The organism is Aquimarina sp. KJ22-3 (genome assembly GCF_055808215.1).
On record NZ_CM147859.1, the window covers coordinates 2913424 to 2931349 of the forward strand.

Here is a 17926-nt window from a genome sequence, read left to right on the forward strand (position 1 = left end):
TATCCTTACTATTATACAATAGGTGCAGGACCACCACCTGTAGGAGGTGGTGTTTTTGATAAACCGATGTCCTTTAAAAATTTATTAGAAAATAGCACTGCCATCTCTGGTGATAACAACCGAGCACGTTGTTGTTCCCATTCTTTGGCTTTGCTACCAAACATATGATCCACTAGCCCAGGAAATGTCCAGGCCGCGTTCTTACCCCAATGGATGGTAAACGGAATATTGTTCTGCTTCAACACCTGTATCATTCGGGCAGAGAACTCTTTTAAGCTCATTAACTTATTACTTTTTTTCCATAGCACGCCATCGATCTCTATCACACAGGTAATAGGAAACTTGGTAAACGCCAACGTTGCCTCCGATTTTTTTACGAATCGCATCGCAAAGATTCCAGGTATTGGCCCTTCGTTTTTGGTCAAATCCGTTAGGATTTTTAATGCTTTGGAAGAATGTTTATGATCTACTCCAAAAGAACAGGCAAAAGCGGGACCTTGATAGGGTGCATCCCAAAAGGTTTCATACAACGTCCCTGTGGTTTCTTCGTTTACGTCGGGTAAAATGGCATTTTCGAGTCGTTTAATAAACCAGGGAATAGCCTTTGGGAATCGTTCGCTGATTCGTATCAACAGATAGATCAAATCCCTATAAATCGATTTTTCTATGGCGGTAAAAGGGTCTGGATATGGTGTTCGATACGGCTTTTTATACATTGCTTCTACCACATATTGATTATCATTTACATAGGGGTTGATAAAAACCTTGTAATGATACGGACGAAGTGGTTTGCCTGCCTGATCTACTTCTCCATCAATCTTAAACGTTGAGTTTTTAAAATCCATGGTATCCGACAGCTTCAATGCAGTCTTTTTATCAATTTTACGTACATAACGCTTCAGTAGAAAACGATTTTCGGCTTCTATCAATACGCCATGTATAAAACCAAATGAACCTAACCCTACAACGGCAGCATTAAACAAGGCATCATCACGAATCACTCGAGCCTTGATTTTTTGAGCAAAACTATCCTTAAGTGCGGGCTTTGTTTTTCTTTCCAGATATACGATATCGGTATCCTTTGGCCCTACAATCAAGTTCAACCCTACTACATAATCTTGTATGGATCCCACGTCCAAAGCCGAACCGTGAACACCTGTTGCTATACAACCGGCAATAGTTTGCCCGTTACTCGCCCCACTAGTCTTTAAGGATTTACCATGTGCCCCTAGCGCTTTTGATATTTCTTTGATGGTGTTTCCACACTGAAAAAAGAACAAATTACTAGGATGATATGGACTGCTCGAATGTACCTCTCCTGGTTGCACGGGCAAGTCGATATTCATATGACTATTAAAATGCATCCGATCTTTTTGATGTGCAATGCTGGACATGGACCAACGTGATCCATAGGGTCTAAAACCGTGACCATTATTGTGAGCTTCAGTGATTAATCGCTGAATTTCTTTGGCAGCATCATTATATCGATCTAGAGAAGAAGGCATATTCGCTTTGCCCTCTAGTTCTGTAACTTGTAATAATTTGAGTGGAAATGGGCCATTGCGGTGTAATGTATCCCATTGTGTTTTTTGAAAATCTTTTGTTGTAGCCATGGTGGATTTAGTTTTCGGTTTTTGCACATACATATTTGATCCTTACTTTACGCTTACTTCCAAAAGTGATCAAGTATAATAAGGACCCTCCAAAAGTGTTTTTGTACTCTACAGAGTGTAACTCCCCAGAAACACAACCTTCTCTTTGTGTTTTGAGGCCTATTCCATCGGTAATTACTCCAGACTTAACGATGGTATCCAGAACAATCACCCGCTGGTTGCGATATCCATCATCGCTATCATTATTCGGATCTGGATTGGGTACGCTATTTACCCCTACTATTTTTACCGAATAGCATGAAAAACATAAAAACAGAAGTGCGGCTGCCAGAAACATCGGTAGCCTTTTTGAAGCTTTTGACGGTGTCATATACATGGTTATTAAGTGTTATAAACAACAAACTCTACCCTATCCTTGCCGGAAAGAGTGCATATGACGATTATAAATGTGGAGTATTGCTGATAAAAATAACAAGAAATCAAATCATATAAAACGGGGAAACACCCCTAATTCTTAAATTTTTCATCGAGAGATTAGAGTTGTTGAGAGAAAATTATATTGATCTTGGTATAATTTGACGATATTACCACAGTTTTTACAACCACACTAGACAGGGAACCCAAAATGACAATCAACGTTCTTCTTAAAAATAGAATCCTTAAACACACCCTATTTTGGATCGTTTATCTATTGATCTGGATCTTACTGGATGTCTTGTATGGATTTTCTTTTGAAAGAGCCACATACAACTATCTAGGATGTATTATAGAAATCCCCTTCTATTACATTCATATGTATTATCTATGGCCGAAGTTCATTTCCAGGAAGAAATACGCTACTTATTTTATCATTTTTATCCCACTTTTGATCTTGAATTCCTGGTTGGTGTTGTTGCTACGATATTATTTGGTCTTTCCATATCTGTTAGAATTGACTAATCCTCCTAAAGACTTTTTTGCCTTGCCAAGAATTCTTGGACTAGCTAGATCTATACTATTATGGTTCGGGCCTCCTACTGCCATCAAAATATTACAAGATCATTTTACGAATAAGATCAATATAGAACGTTTGGAAAAGGAGAAGAAAATCAGTGAGTTGAATTTTCTGAAATCGCAAATGAATCCTCATTTTCTGTTCAACACTTTGAATAACTTATATTCGCTTTCGCTCAAAAGTTCTAAGAAAACACCACAGGCTTTATTACAATTGTCCAACCTGTTATCCTATACCCTATATGACGCTAGTGAGGATCAGATCTCCTTGGAAAAAGAAATACAACACCTAAACGATTATATTGAACTGGAAAAGTTGCGTTTTGGAGATCGCTTAAATTTACAATTGGAGATGGAGGGAGATTTTAGTAAGGTGATGATTACACCACTGATCATCATTCCCCTAGCAGAGAATGCATTCAAGCATTGTGCGCTGAATGAAAGAGGAATTGTAGACATATACCTTAAAATTGCAGTAACTCAAAACCAATTGCAGATCAACACCATTAATCCGGTAGCTAATATTCCCAAAGAAGACCATAAAAATGGGATTGGTGTTCAAAACTTATCCAAGAGATTACAGATTATTTATCCCCAAAAACATACCTTTAAATTAGAAGAAAAAGCACAAAAGTTCTATACAGAGCTGTGCATTGATTTGAACAACGCATGAATTCGATACGATGCATTATAGTAGACGACGAACCCCTGGCACAAGATGTCATATCGGGGTATATTGCAAAATTGGAATTCCTTACTGAGGTAGGAAAGTTTGATGATGCACTATCCGCTATGGAATACCTAAAGGATGATCAGGTAGATATCATTTTCTTGGATATCCAGATGCCAATGCTTAACGGTATTAATTTTTTGAAGACCCTATCCTACACTCCCCATGTGATTTTTACCACAGCACATAGAAACTATGCTGTAGAAGGTTTTGAATTGAATGCCATAGATTACCTAATCAAGCCTATTCCTTTTTATCGCTTTGTACAAGCTGTAGAAAAGGTAAAGAAGCAATACACCGTTACCGAATCCAGTACCGTAGATCTTCCGGAAGCTGCATTTTTTAAGGTGGATAACAAGAAGGTAAAAGTAAAATACACTGATATCTTGTTTATTGAGAGCCTTAAAGATTATATTAAAGTAGTACTTACCAATAGATCATTTGTTACCTACCAAACCCTATCTGGTATTTTGGAAATACTACCATCTAATCAATTTGTGCAAATCCATAAATCATACATTATCAATTTTCATTATGTAAACGCTATCGAAGGGAATACTTTGGAAATTGAACACCATAAGATCCCCGTTGGGAGAAGCTATAGAGAAAAAGCACTCCAAAAAATATACAATACAGGTGACAAAGGTTGGAGATCCTAGTCTAGCTTTTTCTGTTAATTCTCCTTCCACTCGACTCCCATCTTTTTGGCAAAATCTTGTATGCTAGAAAGTCCTATTGCTGCTCTACGTTGATTGATGGATCCTGGTTCCTGAATTGGATAAAAGATTTTATTTCCGCTATCATCTGTTGTTATTTGAGTTCCATACCGCTGCGCTTTTCCTTGATTGATGAGCATCCGATCGATAAGCCTGGCATAGTGTTGCGGCTGAGATTCCTTTTCTAATACCGAGGCTTTTAATAACCCAGCGTATTTTTGCTTTGTCGCAACAGAGGCATGCTGCAAAATTGCCCATTGTGCTGTATTGGCTAAACGGCCTACCTCTGTTATTCCTAACCAACCGTATTGTTCGATAATAATGATAAGTTCTTTTTGTAAGATTTGATCTTGTTTCTCTACAACTTCCCAGAAGTATTCAGTTTCATCAGAAGTTGAACCGTACTGTTCTTCTACATCTTTGTACATTTTCCGAAAGAATTGATCTTTCATAAAAAGGACTTTAAGCTTCGTTTGTAATGAATCTTTAGTATGATCCGTAAGTTGGCCATAGGTAGGTAAAAAATACGCACTAGCTAATAGCAATATGATAATTGTTCTCATTTTGATTGATCTTATTTTGTCTTCGGATATCGATTAATGTTCTTGTACTGCCATAATAAATTGATGATGCTCCATTGCTGGTTGGTTTTAACCAAATGCAAATATTCTACCCAATTATCTGAAACGAGTTTAACCGTAGCAATACGATGATAGACATCTAAAATAATGGCTTGGTTAGAAGGTTTTGAAGGAAACTTGGTCCCTGATTTGTTCCAGGATTCTGCAAAGGATACCATTTCCTTATAAGTAGTCTCATGAATACTATCTTTCTTGGTTTTCCAATCATTACGGAACGTCCTTTTTGCTAAATCAGGATGAAATACGCTACTCATCAGCTCTGGTTTTAACTCCTGCAAGGCTATCAAATATCCCAATGCCTTTTCTTTGATCTCCAAACTATCTTTTTTTGAAACCGAAGGTGCTATTTTGATTGCACTAGGAGCGGGAAAATTGACATCTCCCAAGAGTTTTCCATCTTTATCGTATCGTTGAATATGTACTAGTTCTCCTTTATCATTAAATTGCTGCACCGCTTTGGCATATTTCCATTGGTTGTTCGTTAATTTTCCCTTTTCATCCTGATAAGAAAACTCAACGTGATTCCCATTTTGATCATACACATCACTATAGGAGGCTACTCCCACACTGTTCGCCGTAATCCTTAATTGTTCATTTAGATTGTAATTGCATTTAGGAGATCCATCTTTTCTGTAGAGAATTCCTGTAATCCCGAATTCGAAGTAGGGCGAAATATCCATAAGGGTATTCCCAATATCATATCGTTTTTCTATGACCAGCTTCTTATTTTTACTCCATCTATACTTAGTAATATTCCAATTAGAGTTCATAGGTTGATCATTTTCATCATAAAAATCCAAAGCGTACTTAAATCCTTTTTTATCATAGGTGTAAACCTCCTTATACACTCCGCGATCATTGGTCATTCGGTTTCCTTTGATATCAAAAAACATACGTGTTTCTGAATTGGTATCGTAGCTAAAAACTGTTCTATATGCTCCAATAGTAGCCAATGGATGCCTCTTGATTCTATGATAATTATGATTAATGATTTCTGCCAATTGATTGTCTGCAGTATACTTAAAAACATAATGTGCACTATGCGCAGCTTCTTTGGCGTCTATTTCATGAATTCCTTTGATATCTACATGAGGAGAAACGTGATTGTAGCGTAAGTTTCGGAAATATCGCTCTTGTAGGTTTTCTTCAGCATGTATTGAAAACACAGATAGTAACAATGCAAGTAAGGATATCATTTTCATACAGTTTTGTTTATCGTTAGTATTGATAAACACCAAAGTATATGAATACCAGCAGGTAATTAAACTTTTTTGCTCAACTACGATATTGGTATCCTAAAAAATATCAATATCTCGACATCCTGTTAGATGCAGTGAACTTTAGTTTTATCGAGATTGCAATGACGTTTGTCCTTTCTTTTGTACGGAAGAGCTTTTAGCTGTGTAGTTCCAGTTCACTTTTTAATGCTAAATGACCCGTGATTTATTCTTTAATCAATTCTCCTGCTTTTTTGATTTTCTTGCCTGCCAGATTTCCTAGACCATCATAACTGGCATACTTATACAGATTATGTAGTGTGGGGTAATTAAATACCGTACTGATGATATTATCCAACGTCTTCTTTTCTCGCACCAACTCCATTCCATAGTGAATGAGCTCGGTTGCGATATAACCAATAATGTGTACGCCGAGGATAACTTTGGTATTTCGATCAAAAATCAGCTTAAGATACCCGTTATCGGTATCTCCCATAATCATTCCTCTGGCTGTATCCCTAAAAAAACTATAACCTACACTGTATTCTATTTTTTGTGCAATCGCTTGTTCTTCGGTAATACCTACCATAGAAACTTCGGGGACGGTATATATACCGTAAGGAAATACATCGGTTAATGAAGGTAAATCTGCAGTATCAAACATATGGGTGATTGCTATTCTACCCTGCTCCATACTGGTACTGGCCAATGCAGGAAAGCCAATAACATCTCCAACCGCATAGATATTGGGGATGTTGGTCTGAAATTTATCATTCACCAAAATGGTTTCTCTTTTCCCTGTTTTAAGACCAATTCGATCGCAATTCAACCCTTTTATACGCCCGCTTCTTCCTGCAGCAAATAGAAACATATCTACATTCAGAATCTCGCCAGATTTCAAGGTTAAGCGTAAGGGTTTTTCATCATCATCTGGGATTTCATAATCTACAATTGAATTGTTAAATAAGATCTTGATATCATTTTTCCGCATCTGATCCACTAGTGATTCTGAAACTTCGGCATCCAGGAATCCCAGGATTTTATTTCTATCATTAACGATAAAGGTTTTGACTCCCATAGCTCCAAAGATGGTAGCATATTCGCAACCTATTACCCCTGCTCCCAATACACAGATAGACTTTGGGAAATGCTTAATGTTTAATACCGTATCCGAATCCAAGATACGCTTGTTATCAAATGGAATATTTTCTGGATGATAGGGATAGGATCCAGTGGCTACTAGAATAAACTTTCCGTAGATGATTTCTTCTATAGCTCCCGATATTTTAATATGATTTTGATCCTGAAAACTTCCGTACCCTTCAAACACCTGTATCCCATGCTTTTCCAAATTGTGCCCTACCGTTTTGTGCATATGATTGGTCACCACATTTTTACGATACAAAAAGTCATGAACCCCAGTTTCTCGACCTACTTCTTTATCCACACCAAAAACCCCTTTTTGATAAATCCCAGAAAGGTAGAGCGCAGTTTCTTTCAAAGTTTTTGAGGGCAAGGTTCCTGTTTGTACGCCTGCTCCTCCGTATTTTATTTCTTTTTCGATTAGGACTACTTTGTATCCAAAATAGGCTGCTTTGGCAGCTGCTTTTTCTCCGGCAGGCCCAGAACCGATAACAATAAGGTCAAACTTTTTCATATCCGATTTATTTGGTAATCATATTCGTAATATCATCCCAAGAGGGAGTGTCTCTATTGATGTAATTATTGCATTTCTCATAGAAGATTTTGGCTGCTCCATCATCCGGATTTTGTTCCAATATCTTTGCAAACAAGACTGTGGCTTCCTTTATTTTACTTTGTTCGATCAACTGTACTGCTTCATTGTACTCCTCCAAATAGGCTATTTTTTTGGTTTCAGAAGGAGACAAAAACTCATAAACCGACAAAGTTTTGGTTTTTCCTTTTACCCGTACTTTATCCAAAAATCGATACCGAAATGCTTCAGGGTTTTTTAGCTTCCAAATGGTAGCTTCGGTACCAATAGTTTTTGCATGATAGAATTTGGTTAACCCTTCTACCCGAGAAGCCGTATTTACAGCATCCGAAATAACGGTCGTTTCCAAACGGTGATCATGTCCTATTGTTCCCAAAATCAAGTTCCCCGTATGTATACCGGTACCAATCTGGATAGCGGGTTTGTTTTCTTTTTTCAATTTGAGATTGAAATCCTTGAGGAAAGCATCAAATTCGAATACCGTTTTGATAGCGTTGTCTGGATTTTTGGGAAATAAGGCCATTACCGAGTCCCCAATAAACTTATCAATAAAACCACCATTGGATCTGATGATGGGCACTACTCCATTAAGATAGGCATTGATAAAGTCAAAATTCTCTTGCGGACTTAGGCTTTCTGAAATTTTGGTAAACTCACGAATATCTGAAAAAACAATGGTCATTTCCCGTTCCACCTGGTCTCCCAACATGACTTCTTCTATACTCTTTCTACCTAAGTTATTCAGGAACTCCTGGGGTACAAAACGACTATTGGCTTCACTTAATCGTAACAATCTTTTATTAGCATTGGCCAGTTCTTCGGTACGTTCGTCTACTTTTTGCTTAAAAACCTCAATCGAGAGATGACTTCATCCTTCAAAAAAGAGAAGTTACGGGTTAATTTACCGATTTCGTCTTCTGTACGCACCATTGGATGTTCAGACTCGAGTGTAAACTTACTATCTACAAACCGAGTGATATGATTGGTAAGCTCAGTGAGTGGTCGGGTTATCTTTTTCGAAATGTAGGTACTAATGAAAACACTACCTCCTACCAACACTAAGGTGATAATGATAAAATACCAGGTGAGGCGCCTAAACTCGTTTTGCTCCCATTGTTTAGTAAGGTCAACAATATAGTTAAAGTTAATTTCTGCTACATTTATTTCATTATCCAACAGCTCCTTAAGTCCGGAATTATCCCTGATCCCTATACGTTCGTCCAGATCTACTAATTGCAAGAACTTGCGCTGGTAACTATCCAAATAAAACAGAATTTCTTCTTTTCGCTTCCTAGAAATCGGGCGTTGGGAGATTCGTGTTCGAATATCTTTTATCCTTCTTCTGAATCTGGATACATAACTTTTTTCATTTCTGATGATATAATCCTTTTCATGTCGTCTAAGATAGAGTACATCTTTGGTGGGAATTTCTGGCGCGCGCTCGAGCCAATGTGCATCTCTTCGCATAGAACCCTCTAGGTTATGGTCCTTATACCCCCTGGCTTGAATCTGAACAATAAGATCCAAGAAAATAGAATCTATCCGAGTGATATCTGATTTTATCTCACCGATTACCTGATTTAATTCATGCTCTTTTGAAAAGTCAATTTGTTCTAAACCATATCGAGTGCTGTCTAGTAGTTTCAAATAATAATTCAGGTATTCACTATCCCCCGTCCTAAAAAACCTTTGGCTTTTGGTTTCATAACTAAAAAATCCTGTTGTGCCTTCACACTTTTGAGCAATAGCGCATAGGAGCGTTCAATTTCTTTGGTACGCGAAAGGATTTGTTCTCTTTTGTTGATATACGTAAATGACAACGTTATTATCAGCAAACTAAAGGTGATAAAAACCAGAAACCAAAATAACAAACGATGTCTAAAGGTCCGAAACATAGTAAACCGTCATTTATGTTTTATGTAATCATAATCCCTAATTATTTTAGCATTGATTAGGTTATCAGATCCGATATTGGTATCTTTTGATTATGAATTTTGGTCTATTATTAGTGGCTCATTGGATGGGGGATTATGTATTTCAGTCCTCAAAAATGGCTATGGGTAAAAGTCAGCACCTAAAATGGCTCTCTATTCATACTCTGGTGTATACTGCTGTTCTTCTTTTTTCTGCATCTGGATCTTCGACATCAAAACAGCGATTCTCTACACATTAGTCAATGGAGTACTCCATGGCATTACTGATTTTTTTACTAGTAAATTAGCAGCAAAATACAGTGAAAAACCCAGGATTTTCTTTCCAATACTGGGAATGGATCAACTGATCCACACGGCAATTTTATATTTTACCTTTCTCCACATAGATTTTTTGACTTCTCTAAGCCTTTAGAACTACATAAATCTAACGAATAATCCTCCCTTAAGCAAACTTATTACAAGGTTTCTATGTTAAGTTTTCACAAGCTAAGTGGCTTTTATTCAATAAAATATTGTTAAGAATTCTATAAAATTGATTTGGAATTTTTACGGTTTTTCCGTAATTTCATCATCCCTTAAATCAAAATATACCTGCTTATGCAAAAAATTACTCTTGAGCAACAGTTCAATGCTCGACATTTAGACGTTAAATACAAAGACATTTGGGATAGAGGAATCCATCTATTCACGATCAACGATCGCAATCGCGACTTTTATTATAGTATTTTTTATGTAGACCTCTTATTTGCTGAAGTTATTTATAACAAGCTTAATGGAGAGATTATGACTATAAAGAGCTTTAGTGATAAGTCCAAGATGCTATTTTACTTAAGAGAAGACTTCTCTTAACCCTTAGCTCTTTTTCCTGTACCAAATATTAAGTATAAGTCCGGTAACCACCAATAGGGTTCCAACCAGACTTAGAACCGGATATTGGTCCCCAAACCAAAAAACTCCGGCTACCATGGTAAAAAGTACCTCTACATACTTTAGAGATACCACCTTATTGGTCGCCTGGGACTGGAATGCCTTTGTCATAAACAACTGTCCGAAGTACCCAAAAACCCCTAAGCTTAACAGTAATACCCATTCTATGCCTTGTGGTGTTGTCCAATCAAAAATGGATAATACTCCTCCTACCAAGACCGAGATCCACATAAAGTAATTGACAATAACCACAGGGTGATCCCTTTGCCCTATTTTACTGATCAGCACATATACAATTCCACTAAAAAAGGCTGAAATCATAATTAATACGAACCCGAAAGAATCGATATTAGGATCAAAGCCCTTGATCATTAATACTCCTGAAAACGCCATTAAGAAAAATAGCCATTGTACATGCTTTACATGCTCTTTTAAGAAAATAACGGCTAATATTGTAGCAAAGATGGGCGATAAGTACCGTAAAGACACTGCAGAACCGATAGGCAAGTAATTTATCGACATAAAAAACAATCCCATAGAAGTAACCCCTGCAAGTCCTCGTGATATCAATAATACCTTTTGATTTCCCAGAATGGGTATTTTATGCCACAGTAGATAGCTCATCGTAAAAAAGAGGGACCCAAAGGCCCTAAATAACACTAGCTGTCCACTACCGTAGTGTGCTAAGTATTTTACGAACAGATTCATTACTGTAAAAGACACAGCGCTGAGGAGCATAAAATAGATAGCTTTCTTCATACGGGAAGTAAAAATACACCTTCAAAAAAGATTATACCTGCTTTTTGGGTAGATTTTATGGTTTACAAATCAAGCCTAAATACCTTTTTCAATCTATTTGCCTGGTTCTCAGGAATCCCAGCTTTTTCGGCATATTCATTCCATCGAGATATCACCTCTTTTATTTGTGCAATCGCTTCTCTACTTCCTTTATAGCTTATCTTATCCCCTACAGCGATAAGATCTTCCAAAACAAAATCATCTCTTTTACCATTAATGGACATTTGGTGCATGCTTGTCCAGATCCCAACAGGATTATAAGAATACGTAATATCATAAGCTGGCGAGAGTCGCCACGTACCTTCCTGATCCATTAGAAAGGAAATGTTTTTGGTATGATCATCCTGATTACGGGCAATAACATTAAACAACATTCTTTTATACAGTTGAATAGCATCAGTATGGGGTAATCGCAATTGTCGCATGATCTCAAAGGCATTTTCGTAAGAATACGCCCCAGGAGACTTATAATCAAAATGCGCCAAAGAGCATAAGGTCTGCATATGCATTTTTTGATCATTCCCTACACGATCAAATCGTCTGGTCATAAAGTGAGCACGATCGTTTTCTTCAAAAAGTAGAGATTTTTCCATCTCTATACCGCAATCTAGTGCCATCAAGTAGTATGCATACTCTATTCTACCATATCCTTGGGGATCTCCCAAGGCAGCATCATTTACTCCATCAAACTTAAATATGTAATGCTCAAAACCATCTGGTGCTTTGGTTTGCCCCGATCGTATTTCATTGGTTTTATCGTTAAAAGCAATAATCGCCTTGGCCCGTTGTCCTCCGGCAGATGTACCTACTTTGATCAACTCATTAAGATGTTCGGTTTCTGCTAGATTAAGCTGTAGCTTTTCTCTTGTATTTAATATTTTTTCTGCAAGACCCGTTAATTTATCTACTTCAAGTACGGTAGTTTTGGCTTTGCCTATGTTTTTTGCAGGTTGAAACTCCAAAGCTCCCATTCCTCTGGTACCGATATAGCACAAACGATCCAAAGGAGTAAACTCTGATTTTGGAATATTATTCAATGCCAACCATTGGTCAATTAATCGATTTCCGAAGTCGTCTGGTAATACATCAGATAACATTCCCGGCAAACCGCGATAGGTTTCCTGATTGAGATTGGGGAAACTGTATATTCTATTTGTAGAGTTTTGCAAAGGCATATGTATGGGCGAAACATCGAGGTTTTTTGCCAAAAACGAAGGAAAAAACTCAAAAGATCCAAAGTTTCTGGTTTTATCCCAGCTTAATGCGCCTAACTCATTTCCCCATAAGGTGATCTTAATAACATCTACCATGATGTATCGTCATTTTTAGGTTTACTACTTCGAGAAGCTCTTTCTCGTTCTTTGCCTTTTAGTTTTAACAACTCAATTGGGCTAACACCGGGAACGGGGAGTAACTTATTTAAGGCTTCCAAATCTCCAAAGGCACGCAATATTTGAACGAAAGTAAGTAGCGTGGTAGTCTTTCCAGATTCAAAATTTTTGATGGTCTGCACATGAACACCCGCTCTTTTTGAAAGCTCATCCTGCGTGATATTAAGATTTAATCGTTTCTGTTTTATACGTTGAGTAAGCTCTATTAATACCTGCTCATCTGATAAATTATTCATATTCATAACAACTCAATAAAATATAGTATAATATACAATACAATCAACTTTATATTTTAAAGTATAAAAAAATATACTTTAAATAAAAGTTCAATACAAATATAACAAAGTATAACTAAATATATTTTAAATTAATATTAAATTATTAATGTATACCAAAATATACTTTAAAAAATTAATTTAAATGAAATATTGTAATCATATGGTAACAAATGCAAATAAACCACTTATCAAAATACTTTAGGTAATAAAGCATAGCACATTGCTTATCATTGTGTTGGATAAATTATAATTATGACCAAAACAGCATATAAACAAACAACATTTAACGGTTATCATAATATTTATTACCTTCGCTACTATAATCCCCCGAATCACTATTATGAAAAAGCTGATTGTTATTCTGCTGCTTTTTTTGACTCCTATTCTCACCTATTCCCAAATCCATAAAGTTTTGGATTCGGAGCAGAGCTCTCCTATTTCGTATGCCACGATCTCTTTTGGAAATGGTAACGGTACTTTTGCGGATGCGAATGGTAATTTCATGTTTTCTAAAAAATGGTATCCAGATATCGATTCTTTATACATTTCTGCCATGGGATATAAAGAACTAGCGCTTTCTACCGACAACATGCCCAAAAAGATATTTCTGACACAAGATGTGTCTGAGTTGAAGGAAGTTGTTGTGGTTGCTGAAAGAAAAAGAAAATACAAAACCAAAAAGATCAGTGCCGAGGTGCATAAAGACTATTTTAGATGTTGGCTCCCTACCGTAGAATCAGAAATTGCTGTGTTTTTCCCAAGAAATCCAGAAAAACCCACAAAGATAGCTTCAGTATACCTGCCTGTTAAAGTAGAGTCCTCGAATAAAAATGCAACCAGAAATCAACGTTTTTCAACCTTGTTCAAAATGCAGTTTTATGCCAATGATAATGGTGTACCCGGCAAACACCTTACCTATGAAGACATTATTTTCAGGGTAACTGACCAAGATAAACCTAATTTTGAACTGAACATTTCAGAATATAAAATTTATATCCCTAAGGACGGTATCTTCATCTCAATTCAAGTTTTAGGATATACCGACAAAGAAGGCATACTGCAACAAACCAAGAAATATCATGAGGTAGAGACGCGTAAGGGAATGGTTAAGGTTTCTACCACGTTTAGACCGTTACTTCCGTTTACCGACAAAATTGAAGGATATAAAACGTTTACCAGAAGGGTATTTTATAAAAACCGTACCTGGCAACGATTTGACGAAAAGTATAGTGCCAATAATAATTTGATCAAAAACAATGATATGAATTATGGAATGGGGCTTAAATTACATCTCTACGAAGATGAGTAGTATAAATTGAAGCTAGTCTAGAAACGATCTTCTTTTCTCATTAAATTGCACCGCTACTTCTCTACTCTTTTCCTGTAATGTTCTATGTTCTGCATGAGCTACAGCATCAGATATATTTAAGTAATGATGATTCTTACCCAATTTATCGGTGAATCCAGATCTCTTTAAAAAGTCCCGTACAGGACCGATTGTTCCTGCAATTAACAATTGAATCCCCTGCCCTTCTAGATATTCATGAATGTCCTCAAACACATGCAAACCCGTACTATCCATATCATGCATATTGGTATTGTCCAGAATCAAAAACTTGGGTATAACATCCCTTTTGGAAACATAAGACTGAATTGCATCTTTAAAAAACCCAGCATTTCCAAAATATAGTTGATTGTCAAATCGTATGATCATATATTCTTGTGATCTTTTTGCCTCAGGGAATCGATTTACGTTGCGATAATAAGTGGTCCCAGGGATATTTACCAACTCTGCTATATGAGGTCTAGAGCTGTAATACTGCAAAAAAACAAAAGAAAGGATCACTCCTATAAAAATCCCGTTTTCTACACCAAATACCAAAGTACCCACAAAAGTGATCATCATTACAAAAAAGTCTCTCCTCTTGACCTGGTATAAATACTTAGCTTCGCTAACATTAATCAAACCAAAAACCGAAACCAAAATAATGGCGGCCAATACGGATTTTGGGATGTAGTAAAAGAATTGCGTAAGAAACAATAGGGAAAGCACTACCATCAATGCTGCAATCATAGAAGATATCGTGGTTTTGGCACCGGCTTCGTCATTAATGGCAGTTCTACTATAACTCCCAGAAGAAGGCACCGCAAGAAAAAAAGCACCGATCACCTTTGCCATTCCCAAAGCAAAAAGTTCTTGATTGGGTCGCACTACATGATCTCTATTCTTCATCTCCATAGATTTGGCAATCCCTATACTCCCTACATAACCAATAAAAGTGACAGTCAACACACTAGGAATTAACGCCATCATATCTTCATAACTCATAGGAGGAATTTGAAAAGAAGGCAATCCACTGGGGACCTCTTTGATTACTGAAACTCCCTTGTCATGCAATCCAAAAAAGTAGGTTGCCAAAGTAGTAATCAAAAGCATCAATAAAGCTCCTGGAAAAGATCTTTTCCATTTTTTAAGTAACATAATCGCCAGAATCGAAAACAAGCACATTCCAAAGGTGATCCACTCAATTTCTCCAAGGTGTACTAAAGCATAACTTACGGTTTGATACGTATGTTTTACATCAGGAATAGACATTCCAAGACTTTCTTCTAACTGTGATACGATAATTATTATGGCTGCAGCCGAGATAAAGCCAGAAATCACAGGTTGGGAAATCAAGTTAACTAAAAACCCCATTCTCAGTAGACTCATCAGTATCTGCGTAATCCCGATTAAAAGCCCTAGAAAAAGAACTAGACTTACAAAATGTTCAGAAAAAGGCTCTGCCAGCTCACTCACTCCACTCATTACCAAAATTGCAGTAACTGCAACAGGGCCAATACTTAACTGTTTAGAAGTTCCTAATAACGCATAGATGATTAACGGCACCAAACAGGCATACAACCCATAGATTGGTGGCACCCCCATCAACAATGCATAAGCAATTGCCTGAGGAATCAGCACTACGCCTACCGTTATTCCCGCAATAGCATCAGATCGAAAAACTGCAGATTTGTATTGCCCGTTCTTAAAGGTTTGAAGAAATGGAATTATTTTGTGTAAAGCTTTAACTGTAGTACGTGTTTATTGATATTGTAAATCTACAACAGTTAAGAATTTATCACAAAGATTTTCTTTTGGTTCTTGCATTTTTTTGAAATACCTATTTTTGGAAATATCTAATACATCAAACATTCTTCATTTCCTTATGAATGACACACTTTTACTTTTTCTATTAGCAGGAATTGGTTTTGTTGCCGGAGTGATCAATACCATTGCTGGTGGAGGGTCTTTACTAACCCTACCTATGTTAATCTTTATGGGGCTTCCTCCTGCTGTTGCCAATGGGACCAATCGTATTGGGATATTTATTCAATGTATAACTTCGATGGCTGGATTTAAAAGCAAGGGCATTAAACCTTCTCTTTTTGGAGTATATCTAGGTTTTTCTGCATTGATCGGTTCTATTATTGGAGCACAAATCGCTATAGACATTAAAGGTGATGTGTTTAATAAGATTCTAGCGGTTGTGATGGTCTTTGTAGTTATTTTTATGGTTTTTAAACCCAAAGTAAAAACTGAAGACCTTATAGATAGAATCCAAGGTAAGCATTTATGGCTTTCGGTTTTAGCTTTCTTTTTTATTGGGATCTATGGAGGATTTATACAAGCCGGAGTTGGTATATTTATTTTATTGGCATTGAGTTCAATCAATCATCTAAGTCTCGTTAAATCGAATGCCATTAAGGTACTGGTCGTTTCTATATACACCATTGGAGCTTTGGCTATATTCATTTATAACCAACAAATTGATTTTCTATACGGGTTTATTTTGGCTATTGGCAATGCAATAGGCGGTTGGGTTGCAAGTAGATGGGCAGTAAACAAAGGTGATGGACTGGTTAAAGTATTTTTGATCATTATGGTAATTGCCATGGCTATAAAGCTTTGGATAGACAGCTAGATCCTACGCTATTTCATTTTTTATAGCTCTTGTTGTCTATATAGTTCTCCCTTTTACCTTGTCTAACAAGAAGGAGTTTCTTTGTTTTAGCACTCTTTATACGTATCTTATACTCGCAATACACAAAATCGTCTTAAAATGAAAACTTTATGTCAATGCATAATTATTTGCCTTGTAATAATAAGTTGTAAATCTCAAAAGAATGAAGATGCTGAAGTTGTAAATGACAGTGATTTTCAGGAAGCCCCTCCTAAAGAACCTGTAAAAAAAGAGAGTGACATCAAAGTAGATCCTATTGGACATGCCACTGCTATTTTGGAATGGAAAGGCAAGACTATCTACATCGATCCTAATGGAGGACCCAAAGCTTTTGAAGGAAAAAAGACAGCGGATATTGTGTTGATTACTGATATACATGAAGATCATATGAATATTGATACCCTGGATAGCCTTGATCTTTCTACAACTGAAATGGTCGTTCCGCAAGCTGTTGGTGAACGTCTCCCTGCCGAATACACCGACCGATTGATCATACTCAACAATGGAGAAACCAAAGAGGTACAGGGAATTCCCATAGAAGCCATCCCTATGTATAATTTAAGACAAGAAGCCTTAAAGTTCCACCCCAAAGGAAGAGGCAACGGATATATCATTACGTTGGGTAAAGAACGTGTGTATTTTTCTGGTGATACCGAAGATATACCAGAGATGAGAGCTTTGAAATATATCGACAAAGCTTTTGTTTGCATGAACCTACCCTATACCATGACCGTAGAAAGTGCTGCCGATGCGGTTTTAGAATTTAAACCAAAAGAGGTGTACCCCTATCACTATCGTGGTTCAAACGGTTTTAGTGATGTTAATAAGTTTGTCGCTATAGTGTCCCAAAATCCTGAAATAGAGATTGTGCAATTGGATTGGTATCCTGGGCAGGATTAAATATAAAATTGTCTATTTGGCAAGAATGATTTTCTTTGCACAAAGTTCT

18 protein-coding genes are annotated in these 17926 nt (G+C 36.8%); 7 read left to right on the forward strand and 11 right to left on the reverse strand.

Going from position 1 to position 17926, the window contains the following annotated elements:
* Positions 1-11: 11 nt before the first annotated feature.
* Both AC0L3Q_RS13560 and AC0L3Q_RS13565 read right to left on the reverse strand, forming a co-directional pair.
* Positions 12-1613 (reverse strand): FAD-binding protein, encoded by a 1602-nt coding sequence (locus AC0L3Q_RS13560; RefSeq protein ID WP_473280060.1) that lies wholly within the window; start codon positions 1611-1613, stop codon positions 12-14.
* A gap of 7 nt (positions 1614-1620) precedes the next feature.
* Positions 1621-1983: a hypothetical protein gene (locus tag AC0L3Q_RS13565; protein WP_473280062.1), complete on the reverse strand. Its 363-nt coding sequence runs from the start codon at positions 1981-1983 to the stop codon at positions 1621-1623.
* 255 nt (positions 1984-2238) lie between these two features.
* On the opposite strand from AC0L3Q_RS13565, the gene AC0L3Q_RS13570 reads away from it, so the two are divergent.
* Together AC0L3Q_RS13570 and AC0L3Q_RS13575 are read left to right on the forward strand one after the other, a co-directional pair.
* Positions 2239-3279, forward strand: a complete 1041-nt coding sequence (locus tag AC0L3Q_RS13570) for a sensor histidine kinase (RefSeq protein WP_473280064.1) — start codon at positions 2239-2241, stop codon at positions 3277-3279.
* Positions 3276-3995: a LytR/AlgR family response regulator transcription factor gene (locus AC0L3Q_RS13575; protein ID WP_073313975.1), complete on the forward strand. Its 720-nt coding sequence runs from the start codon at positions 3276-3278 to the stop codon at positions 3993-3995. The genes AC0L3Q_RS13570 and AC0L3Q_RS13575 overlap by 4 nt, the downstream gene beginning before the upstream one ends.
* Positions 3996-4009: 14 nt before the next feature.
* On the opposite strand, the gene AC0L3Q_RS13580 is transcribed toward AC0L3Q_RS13575, so the two are convergent.
* From AC0L3Q_RS13580 to AC0L3Q_RS13600, 5 genes are all read right to left on the reverse strand, one after another.
* A complete protein-coding gene (locus AC0L3Q_RS13580) occupies positions 4010-4615 on the reverse strand; it encodes a DUF6624 domain-containing protein (RefSeq protein ID WP_473280066.1) in 606 nt (201 codons plus the stop codon).
* Between the two features lie 11 nt (positions 4616-4626).
* Positions 4627-5889: a nuclear transport factor 2 family protein gene (locus AC0L3Q_RS13585; RefSeq protein ID WP_473280067.1), complete on the reverse strand. Its 1263-nt coding sequence runs from the start codon at positions 5887-5889 to the stop codon at positions 4627-4629.
* 247 nt (positions 5890-6136) lie between these two features.
* A complete protein-coding gene (gene sthA, locus AC0L3Q_RS13590) occupies positions 6137-7567 on the reverse strand; it encodes a Si-specific NAD(P)(+) transhydrogenase (RefSeq protein WP_473280068.1) in 1431 nt (476 codons plus the stop codon).
* Positions 7568-7574: 7 nt separating this feature from the next.
* Entirely contained in the window at positions 7575-8438 is an 864-nt protein-coding gene (locus AC0L3Q_RS13595; protein WP_473280069.1) for an adenylate/guanylate cyclase domain-containing protein, read from the reverse strand.
* Between the two features lie 38 nt (positions 8439-8476).
* The gene (locus tag AC0L3Q_RS13600) at positions 8477-9292 is read right to left on the reverse strand and encodes a methyl-accepting chemotaxis protein (RefSeq protein ID WP_473280070.1); all 816 of its coding nucleotides are present in this window, start codon (positions 9290-9292) and stop codon (positions 8477-8479) included.
* A 340-nt stretch (positions 9293-9632) separates the two neighbouring features.
* On the opposite strand from AC0L3Q_RS13600, the gene AC0L3Q_RS13605 reads away from it, so the two are divergent.
* A complete protein-coding gene (locus tag AC0L3Q_RS13605) occupies positions 9633-9818 on the forward strand; it encodes a DUF3307 domain-containing protein (protein WP_473280071.1) in 186 nt (61 codons plus the stop codon).
* 358 nt (positions 9819-10176) lie between these two features.
* Positions 10177-10428 carry a hypothetical protein gene (locus tag AC0L3Q_RS13610; RefSeq protein ID WP_073313983.1) on the forward strand — a complete coding sequence of 84 codons (252 nt, stop codon included), beginning with the start codon at positions 10177-10179 and terminating at the stop codon, positions 10426-10428.
* Between the two features lie 3 nt (positions 10429-10431).
* Here AC0L3Q_RS13610 and AC0L3Q_RS13615 read toward each other — a convergent pair whose 3' ends face one another.
* From AC0L3Q_RS13615 to AC0L3Q_RS13625, 3 genes are all read right to left on the reverse strand, one after another.
* Positions 10432-11265, reverse strand: coding sequence for a DMT family transporter (locus AC0L3Q_RS13615; protein ID WP_473280072.1), 834 nt, complete (start codon positions 11263-11265; stop codon positions 10432-10434).
* Between the two features lie 62 nt (positions 11266-11327).
* Entirely contained in the window at positions 11328-12614 is a 1287-nt protein-coding gene (locus tag AC0L3Q_RS13620) for a type II toxin-antitoxin system HipA family toxin (RefSeq protein WP_473280073.1), read from the reverse strand.
* Entirely contained in the window at positions 12608-12931 is a 324-nt protein-coding gene (locus tag AC0L3Q_RS13625) for a helix-turn-helix transcriptional regulator (RefSeq protein ID WP_473280074.1), read from the reverse strand. The genes AC0L3Q_RS13620 and AC0L3Q_RS13625 overlap by 7 nt, the downstream gene beginning before the upstream one ends.
* Positions 12932-13313: 382 nt before the next feature.
* On the opposite strand from AC0L3Q_RS13625, the gene AC0L3Q_RS13630 reads away from it, so the two are divergent.
* A complete protein-coding gene (locus AC0L3Q_RS13630; protein ID WP_473280075.1) occupies positions 13314-14282 on the forward strand; it encodes a carboxypeptidase-like regulatory domain-containing protein in 969 nt (322 codons plus the stop codon).
* A 12-nt stretch (positions 14283-14294) separates the two neighbouring features.
* On the opposite strand, the gene AC0L3Q_RS13635 is transcribed toward AC0L3Q_RS13630, so the two are convergent.
* Positions 14295-16028 (reverse strand): SulP family inorganic anion transporter, encoded by a 1734-nt coding sequence (locus AC0L3Q_RS13635; protein ID WP_473286942.1) that lies wholly within the window; start codon positions 16026-16028, stop codon positions 14295-14297.
* Positions 16029-16182: 154 nt separating this feature from the next.
* Here AC0L3Q_RS13635 and AC0L3Q_RS13640 point away from each other — a divergent pair, with 154 nt between their 5' ends.
* On the forward strand, positions 16183-16938 hold the full coding sequence (locus tag AC0L3Q_RS13640; protein WP_473280076.1) for a sulfite exporter TauE/SafE family protein: 756 nt from the start codon (positions 16183-16185) through the stop codon (positions 16936-16938).
* 138 nt (positions 16939-17076) lie between these two features.
* Positions 17077-17877, forward strand: coding sequence for an MBL fold metallo-hydrolase (locus tag AC0L3Q_RS13645; RefSeq protein ID WP_473280077.1), 801 nt, complete (start codon positions 17077-17079; stop codon positions 17875-17877).
* Positions 17878-17926 lie beyond the last annotated feature (49 nt).

What these genes read in the sequence shown, in the direction of transcription:
- AC0L3Q_RS13565 (WP_473280062.1), bottom strand. Translation starts at nt 1,983, where the DNA reads ATGACACCGTCAAAAGCTTCAAAAAGGCTACCGATGTTTCTGGCAGCC.
- AC0L3Q_RS13625 (WP_473280074.1), bottom strand. Translation starts at nt 12,931, where the DNA reads ATGAATAATTTATCAGATGAGCAGGTATTAATAGAGCTTACTCAACGT.
- AC0L3Q_RS13605 (WP_473280071.1), top strand. Translation starts at nt 9,633, where the DNA reads ATGAATTTTGGTCTATTATTAGTGGCTCATTGGATGGGGGATTATGTA.
- AC0L3Q_RS13620 (WP_473280073.1), bottom strand. Translation starts at nt 12,614, where the DNA reads ATGGTAGATGTTATTAAGATCACCTTATGGGGAAATGAGTTAGGCGCA.
- AC0L3Q_RS13580 (WP_473280066.1), bottom strand. Translation starts at nt 4,615, where the DNA reads ATGAGAACAATTATCATATTGCTATTAGCTAGTGCGTATTTTTTACCT.
- AC0L3Q_RS13630 (WP_473280075.1), top strand. Translation starts at nt 13,314, where the DNA reads ATGAAAAAGCTGATTGTTATTCTGCTGCTTTTTTTGACTCCTATTCTC.
- AC0L3Q_RS13585 (WP_473280067.1), bottom strand. Translation starts at nt 5,889, where the DNA reads ATGATATCCTTACTTGCATTGTTACTATCTGTGTTTTCAATACATGCT.
- AC0L3Q_RS13575 (WP_073313975.1), top strand. Translation starts at nt 3,276, where the DNA reads ATGAATTCGATACGATGCATTATAGTAGACGACGAACCCCTGGCACAA.
- AC0L3Q_RS13610 (WP_073313983.1), top strand. Translation starts at nt 10,177, where the DNA reads ATGCAAAAAATTACTCTTGAGCAACAGTTCAATGCTCGACATTTAGAC.
- AC0L3Q_RS13570 (WP_473280064.1), top strand. Translation starts at nt 2,239, where the DNA reads ATGACAATCAACGTTCTTCTTAAAAATAGAATCCTTAAACACACCCTA.
- AC0L3Q_RS13560 (WP_473280060.1), bottom strand. Translation starts at nt 1,613, where the DNA reads ATGGCTACAACAAAAGATTTTCAAAAAACACAATGGGATACATTACAC.
- AC0L3Q_RS13645 (WP_473280077.1), top strand. Translation starts at nt 17,077, where the DNA reads ATGAAAACTTTATGTCAATGCATAATTATTTGCCTTGTAATAATAAGT.
- sthA (WP_473280068.1), bottom strand. Translation starts at nt 7,567, where the DNA reads ATGAAAAAGTTTGACCTTATTGTTATCGGTTCTGGGCCTGCCGGAGAA.
- AC0L3Q_RS13615 (WP_473280072.1), bottom strand. Translation starts at nt 11,265, where the DNA reads ATGAAGAAAGCTATCTATTTTATGCTCCTCAGCGCTGTGTCTTTTACA.
- AC0L3Q_RS13640 (WP_473280076.1), top strand. Translation starts at nt 16,183, where the DNA reads ATGAATGACACACTTTTACTTTTTCTATTAGCAGGAATTGGTTTTGTT.